Origin of the sequence: Alicyclobacillus pomorum DSM 14955, from assembly GCF_000472905.1 — a bacterium.
In the GTDB taxonomy this organism is placed as follows: Bacteria; Bacillota; Bacilli; order Alicyclobacillales; family Alicyclobacillaceae; genus Alicyclobacillus_A; species Alicyclobacillus_A pomorum.
In genome coordinates, this window is sequence record NZ_AXAR01000009.1 from 136,867 (window position 1) to 144,192 (window position 7,326).

Sequence of the window (7,326 nt, forward strand, 5' to 3'; positions counted from 1 at the left end):
AGTGCGCATTTTGGGACTACGCGCGTTTGGCACAGCGAAGGGGGAGCAGAGACATGCCACTGCGGGAATACGGCGAGGGCGAATGCCTCGCGGACGACAAGCCGAAAGAAGAGTGCGGCGTGTTTGCGATATACGGCCACGAGCGGGCTGCGGAACTCACCTACTACGCGCTGTTTGCACTGCAGCACCGAGGTCAAGAAGCGGCAGGCATCGCATCTGTGGACGGCGAGCGGATGTACAGCCACCGGGGACTTGGGTTGTTGACGGACGCCTTTGCGAAAGGCCAGGTGTCGGAGCTGTTGGGGCATGCGGCGATTGGGCACGTTCGGTACTCGACGGCGGGGTCCAACACGCTGCAGAACGCGCAACCGATGACGTTCACCACGCATCAGGGGAACCTGGCCGTGGCGCACAACGGAAACCTGGTGAACGCACACGCGCTCCGCGTGTTGCTGGAACGCCAAGGGAGCCTGTTTCAGTCGACGAGCGACTCGGAAGTGGTTGCACATCTGATTGCGCGAGCCGCGTATCCGACACTGCTCGAAAATGTGCAGGACAGCCTGCGCGTCATCAAGGGCGGCTATGCGTACCTGTTCTTGTCTGACCACCAACTCATCGCGGCGCGCGATCCGCTCGGACTCCGCCCCCTTGCGCTCGGCCGACTCGGCGACGCATACGTGCTCTCGTCTGAGTCGTGCGCGTTTGAGACCATTGGCGCTACGTTCGTACGCGATGTCGAACCGGGGGAGACACTGGTCATTGACAGTGGTGGGTTGACGTCATACCCAGCTGCGCACGCGACGCAGCGGGCGATGTGCACGTTTGAGCACATCTACTTTGCGCGGCCAGACAGCGACATCGACGGGTGGAACGTGCACTCGGTGCGGAAACGACTCGGGCGCATCCTGGCTGAGAAGTACCCGGCCGACGGCGACATCGTCATCGGTGTCCCGGACTCGAGCATTTCAGCCGCTTCGGGCTATGCGGAGCAGAGCGGGATTCCGCTGGAGATGGGGCTGGTGAAAAACAAGTACATCGCGCGGACGTTCATTCAACCTTCCGACGAACTGCGGCAATCCGGCGTTCGATTGAAGCTCAACGCGGTGCGGAGCGTGGTGGAAGGCAAGCGAGTCATCTTGATTGACGACTCCATCGTGCGCGGCACGACGAGCCGCCGAATTGTCAGCTTGCTCCGGGACGCAGGCGCGCGGGAAGTGCACGTTCGTATCTCGAGTCCACCGTACACAAGCTCGTGCCACTACGGCATTGACACGTCGTCCAAAGGACAGCTCATTGCCAGCACGTATTCGGTCGACGAAATCTGCCAGGAAATCGGCGCGGACTCGCTCGCATTTCTGACGGTGGAGGAACTGATGTCGGCGTTTGGATTCAAGGCGGGCGACCGGTATCCGTTCTGCAACGCGTGCTTTACGGGTCGCTATCCCACGGAAGTGTACGAAGTGAACAAGCTTCAAAACGAGGAACGAGTGCAGGGGGTTGTCCGATGAGCGGAAAGCAGGCGTACCAGGCGGCGGGGGTAGACATCGACAAGGGAAACGCAGCGGCCAAGAAATATGCGCGGCTGGCGGAGCGTACGCGCCGCGCAGGGGTCATTGGCGGTATCGGTGGGTTTTCCGGCGGATTTGCGCTCGATGTGAAGAAATACCCGGAGCCGATTCTGGTCTCTGGCACCGACGGCGTCGGAACCAAAATCAAAGTGGCGTTTGCCACCGGGCGGCACGACACAGTCGGCATTGATTGCGTGGCCATGTCCGTCAACGACATTCTCACCAGCGGCGCGGAACCGCTGTTCTTCCTGGATTACCTCGCTGTGAACCGGCTGGACGTGGATGTGGCGGAGGCCGTGGTCAAGGGCGTCGCAGATGGCTGCGCGGAAGCCGGGTGCGCACTGATTGGCGGCGAGACGGCAGAAATGTCAGATCTATACGGACCGGGTGAGTACGATTTGGCCGGGACAGCCGTCGGGGTTGTGAATCGGAGTGAACTGATTGATGGCACGCAGATTCAGCCAGGCGATGTCGTCGTGGGGCTGGCCAGCAACGGGCTGCACTCGAACGGATATTCCCTGGTCCGAAAGCTTATTGCCGAACACGGGCTGCAGTGGAACGACGTGGTTCCGGGATGGCGCGGTACTGTGGCCGAGGAATTGCTGCGTCCCACCGCCATCTACGTCAAGCCGGTGCATGCGCTGTTGGACGCGGGCATCGAGGTAAAAGGGATGGCTCACATTACCGGAGGTGGTTTGCCGGAAAACCTGCCGCGATGCCTTCCCAGCCATGTATCCGCAAAACTGTACCCAGAGCGCTGGCCACTGCAAGCGGTATTCCAATGGCTGCTCGAGAAGAGCGGGCTTCCCTTTGCGGAGGCGGCGACGATTTGGAACCTCGGGATTGGATTTGTGTTGGTAGTCAGTGCAGAGCAGGCCAACGAAGCGATTCGTCTGCTCGCAGACAGCGGACAACCCGCCTATCTCATCGGCGACATTGTCCCCGGGAATCAATCCGTACTACTGGAGGCGTGACGATGCCTGGGCAGATTCGAGGAAAGTGCCGCATCAGCGTGTTTGTCTCTGGCACCGGCACCAACCTGCAGGCGCTCATGGATTATCAACAATTGCATCCGGATTGGCCGGCCGAGATTGTGCTGGTGGTGTCTGACAAACCGCGCTGTCAGGCTGTTGACCGGGCGCGCCGGGCCGGCATTCCGGTGTTCGCGAACGAGGTCAAGGCGTATCCGGACAAGGCGGCGTACGAGGCGGATATTCTGCGTGCGTTGCAGGAATATGACGTAGCGTTGATTGTATTGGCAGGGTACATGCGACTGGTCGGTCCCACCTTATTGAATGCGTATAGGAACCGAATTCTCAACATTCACCCGTCGCTGTTGCCCGCGTTCCCCGGGCGGACGGCGGTGAGGGATGCGTTGGCGGCAAACGTCTCGGAAACCGGCGTGACCGTGCACTACGTGGACGAGGGCATTGACACCGGTCCGATTGTCGCACAGCGGGTGGTTCCGGTGGAGCCAGGGATGACGGAAGCAGACTTATTGGAGCGCGTACACGCTGTGGAACACGAGTTGTACCCAGCCACTATCGCGCAAGTGATTATGGACAGACAGATGTGACAGGTAGATCCGGCACGACAAGAGGGAGTGGAACTGATATGCAGAAGTGGGCACTGGTCAGTGTGTATGACAAGAGGGGCATCGTTCCGTTCTGTGAGCAACTCGTGAAAGCGGGGTACGGCATTCTTTCCACCGGCGGCACGGCAGCGCACCTGAAAGACGCAGGGTTCCCTGTCACCGAAGTCGGAGACTACACCGGGTTTCCGGAGATGATGAACGGCCGCGTGAAGACGCTGCACCCCAAAGTACACGGTGGCATCCTTGGATTGCGCCACGACGCGGGCCACATGGATAGCATGCAGACGCACGGGATTGACCCCATCGATGTGGTTGTCGTCAACCTGTACCCATTTCAGGAGACCATCGCGAAGCCAGGCGTGACGTTGCCAGAAGCCATCGAGATGATTGATATCGGTGGGCCTTCCATGCTCCGATCCGCTGCCAAAAACCACATGTACTGCATCCCCGTGGTGGATCCCGACGACTACGAATGGATTGGTGCAGCTCTGGTGTCAGGGCAAGGGCTCTCCGACGAACAACGCCGGACACTGGCTCGAAAAGTGTTCGCCACCACAGCGGCCTACGATGCGGCCATCTCGAGATATTTGGCCGACACGCTGGAGACGGGCTCTGCGGAGGCATCGAAGGCCGTGCAATGGCCAGAGCGGTTTGAGGTGTCGTATGTGAAGAAACAGGTCCTGCGCTACGGAGAAAATCCGCATCAGGCTGCACAGTTTTACGCGGAGCCCAACGCCTCCGCGGCGACCATTGCGGGCGCTCGACAACTGCAGGGCAAAGAACTGTCGTACAACAACATCCAGGACGCGGACGCGGCCATCAATATTTTGCGCAGCCTAGACCATCTGAATTCTCCTGCCGTCGTCGCTGTCAAGCACATGAACCCGTGCGGTGTCGGACTCGGTCAAACGGCTTTGGAAGCGTTCGAACGGACCTACGACGCGGATCCGGTGTCCATCTTCGGCGGCATCATCGCCTGCAACCGAGAGATTGACGCGGCCCTGGCCGAGCGGCTGACGTCGATGTTCCTGGAAATCGTCATTGCACCGCGCTTTTCGGACGACGCACTGGCGTTGTTCGCCAAGAAGAAGAACCTGCGCCTGTTGCAGATTGACGTGCAGGAGCCACTGTGGCGCCCGGGCGATGTGTTGTTCCGCCGGGTCTCCGGAGGTTTGCTCGTACAGGAAGTGGATCTCGCATCTCCATCATCGTTCGACGTGGTCACCAAGCGCGCCCCATCTGCAGCAGAGTGGGAGGCGCTCAAGTTTGCGTGGCTGGTTGTGAAGCACGTCAAGTCCAATGCGATTGTCCTCGCGACAGCACAGCAGACCGTGGGCATTGGTGCAGGGCAGATGAATCGAGTCGGAGCCGCGAAAATTGCAATTGAGCAAGCCGGACCGAAAGCGGCACAAGCAGTCCTAGCCTCCGACGCGTTCTTCCCGATGCGCGACACTGTCGACACGGCAGCGGCGGCGGGCATCCGGGCCATTATCCAGCCTGGCGGCTCCATCAAGGACGCGGACAGCATCGCTGCGGCGGATGAACACGGCATTGCCATGGTGTTTACGCACCAGCGGCACTTCCTGCACTAAGGAGGATGACGATGACTTTCAGCATTCCCCAACAACCCAAGGTGCTCGTGGTGGGCAACGGTGCCCGTGAGCACGCCATTGCCTGGGCTCTCCGTCAAAGCTCTCATGACGTGACGTTGTACGCTGCGCCAGGCAACGCCGGTATTGCGGACATCGCCGCGTGCGTGAACATTACGGTGGATGACGTGGAGGGGCTGGTGGAATTCGCCGAAAAAGAAGCTGTGGACCTCGTGGTGGTCGGACCGGAACTGCCGCTTGCGCGAGGCTTGGCGGATCGGTGCTTCGAGAAAGGCATTCGCGTGTTTGGCCCAGAACTGGCTGCTGCGCGCCTGGAATCGTCGAAGGCGTTCGCCAAATCGGTGATGGCGGCTGCCTGCGTTCCCACCGCTTCTTATCAGACGTTCACAGACGCTGAGTCCGCCAAAGCGTACGTGCACCAGTGCGGCGCGCCGATTGTGGTCAAGGCGGACGGGTTGGCTGCCGGCAAAGGCGTCGTGGTAGCCGACACCGTAGAGGAGGCCTGTGCTGCCATCGACGAGATGATGGTCGGCGCGAAGTTCGGCGCATCTGGGACGACCGTGGTCATTGAACAGTGTTTGCGCGGTGAGGAAGTGTCCATGATGTTTTTTGTGGACGCACATACTGCGGTTCCCATGATTCCTGCGCGCGACCACAAGCGCGTCGGTGAAGGAGACACGGGGGCAAACACGGGAGGCATGGGCGCCTTCGCACCTGTCCCAGGTTTTGTCGAAAGTGGCATGGTCGAAGTCGTGCAGCAGCGCATTATCTCGCCGCTCTTGAACGAACTCAAATCACGGGGCATCCAGTACCGCGGCGTCTTGTACGCGGGGTTGATGATGACCGAAGACGGACCGTTCGTGATTGAATTCAACTGTCGTTTTGGCGATCCAGAAACAGAAGTGGTCCTTCCGCTTCTTGACTCGGACTTGCTGGAAATCCTATGGGCTGTCACAGACGATTCCCTAGCAGATGTCTCCATCCGGTGGAAACCGCAAAAAGCCATCTGCGTGGTCCTTGCCTCCCCAGGATACCCAGAGCAGCCACGCACGGGCGGCGAGATTCAGACGGGCGACGCCACCGCCGGACTGATCTTTCATGCGGGCACTCGTCGGGTGCAGGGAACGCTGCTAACGGCGGGGGGCCGGGTTATCGTGTGCTGCGGTGTCGCTGACTCCTTTGCCACCGCCCGCGACATTGCATATGCAGATGCGGACGCGATATACTTTGAAGGGAAACACTTCAGACGAGACATCGCGGGTTCGCTGAAGTAATTCAGAGCCACAATGTATAGATGACCTGACCGGGGATTGTTCCCGGTCTTTTTCATGGGGGAGGGTATACCAGTGCGAAGTGTGTGGTGGTACGCATTCCTGGTCCTGTTGGCCGGGAGCAGTTTCGGATTCGTTTCGTCCATTATGAAGATAGGGTACAACCAAGGTTTCACCGTCCAGCAAGCGACGGACGCACAGTATCTCGTGGGTGTACTTGTGTTGTGGTTGATTGCCTTACTCCGACCCGGACAGAAAACATTCCCGAAGTCCATGAAACAATGGCTGGTACTGCTGGTCATTGGGCTGTCAGGCGCGGGGACCAGCTATACGTATTACATCGCCCTGACGCACTTGCCTGCATCGCTCGGCATTGTGCTGCTGTTCCAATTTGCGTGGATGGTCGTGCTCATCGATATCCTTGTCACCAAAAGGTTGCCCAGCCTACAAAAGTGGATGGGCTTACTCTTGATTCTGGCCGGCACGGTGTTTGCCGTGGGCCTCTTTGAACAGTCCCTTGGTCCGTTCCCGATGTGGGCGGTGATGTTGGGGCTTTGCTCCGGATTTTGTTACGCCATCACGCTATACGTATCTGGCTACGCGGATGCCGACGTGAATCCAGCCATCCGATCCGCCCTCACGGCCACCATCGCCACGGTCGCCATTTTCTGCGTCTTTCCTCCGACCAGCCTGATGGTGTCGGGACTGTGGCACCACCTGTGGCCATGGGCTGTCGTGTCTGGCCTGTTCAGTCAGGTCATCCCACTCAGTCTGATGCTTGTCGCCATTCCTCACACCGGTGGACGAATGGCGGGCGTCCTTGGATCCATTGAACTTCCTGTCGCAGTCCTGGTGGCCCGTGTTGTGCTCGGCGAAGATGTATCGTGGCTGCGCTGGATGGGAGTTGTGATGATTCTCGCTGGGATTACGGTGTCGGAATTGACGCTCGATGTCAAGTTCCATAAATTTCAACGAAAAACTATTTGATCTTCGCCGCAGGGCGTGCTATATTATTCGACGTCGCTTCGACAACGAGTGAAGCGGTCGGACAGCAAAACCAAACATTTCCGCTTTACTTGAATGAGTGGAATGTGGTAACATAGTTGGGCTGTCTCGGGGCGGAGACTCCGGTCAAAGCTCCAACACAGAGTGGTTCCTTGAAAACTAAACACGCGCAGAGAGTGATTCAAAACACGCAAGTGTTTTCGAAATGAGCACCAAATTCTATTTGAGAGTTTGATCCTGGCTCAGGACGAACGCTGGCGGCGTGCCTAATACATGCA

General features: G+C 59.0%; 6 protein-coding genes and 1 rRNA gene. All 7 read left to right on the forward strand.

Going from position 1 to position 7,326, the window contains the following annotated elements:
- The first annotated feature begins 53 nt into the window (after window positions 1-53).
- Window positions 54-1,508 (forward strand): amidophosphoribosyltransferase, encoded by a 1,455-nt coding sequence (gene purF, locus YWK_RS19520; RefSeq protein WP_051375493.1) that lies wholly within the window; start codon window positions 54-56, stop codon window positions 1,506-1,508.
- Window positions 1,505-2,542, forward strand: coding sequence for a phosphoribosylformylglycinamidine cyclo-ligase (gene purM, locus YWK_RS0111045; protein WP_035466700.1), 1,038 nt, complete (start codon window positions 1,505-1,507; stop codon window positions 2,540-2,542). Before purF ends, purM begins: the two co-directional genes overlap by 4 nt.
- Window positions 2,543-2,544: 2 nt before the next feature.
- Window positions 2,545-3,144, forward strand: a complete 600-nt coding sequence (gene purN, locus YWK_RS0111050; protein ID WP_026964843.1) for a phosphoribosylglycinamide formyltransferase — start codon at window positions 2,545-2,547, stop codon at window positions 3,142-3,144.
- Window positions 3,145-3,182: 38 nt separating this feature from the next.
- A complete protein-coding gene (gene purH / locus YWK_RS0111055) occupies window positions 3,183-4,754 on the forward strand; it encodes a bifunctional phosphoribosylaminoimidazolecarboxamide formyltransferase/IMP cyclohydrolase (protein ID WP_026964844.1) in 1,572 nt (523 codons plus the stop codon).
- A gap of 11 nt (window positions 4,755-4,765) precedes the next feature.
- Complete coding sequence (gene purD / locus YWK_RS0111060; protein WP_026964845.1) at window positions 4,766-6,046, forward strand: phosphoribosylamine--glycine ligase; 1,281 nt, start codon at window positions 4,766-4,768, stop codon at window positions 6,044-6,046.
- A 72-nt stretch (window positions 6,047-6,118) separates the two neighbouring features.
- A complete protein-coding gene (locus YWK_RS19525; RefSeq protein ID WP_051375494.1) occupies window positions 6,119-7,030 on the forward strand; it encodes an EamA family transporter in 912 nt (303 codons plus the stop codon).
- Between the two features lie 237 nt (window positions 7,031-7,267).
- Window positions 7,268-7,326, forward strand: a 16S ribosomal RNA gene (locus tag YWK_RS0111070); the annotation flags it as partial.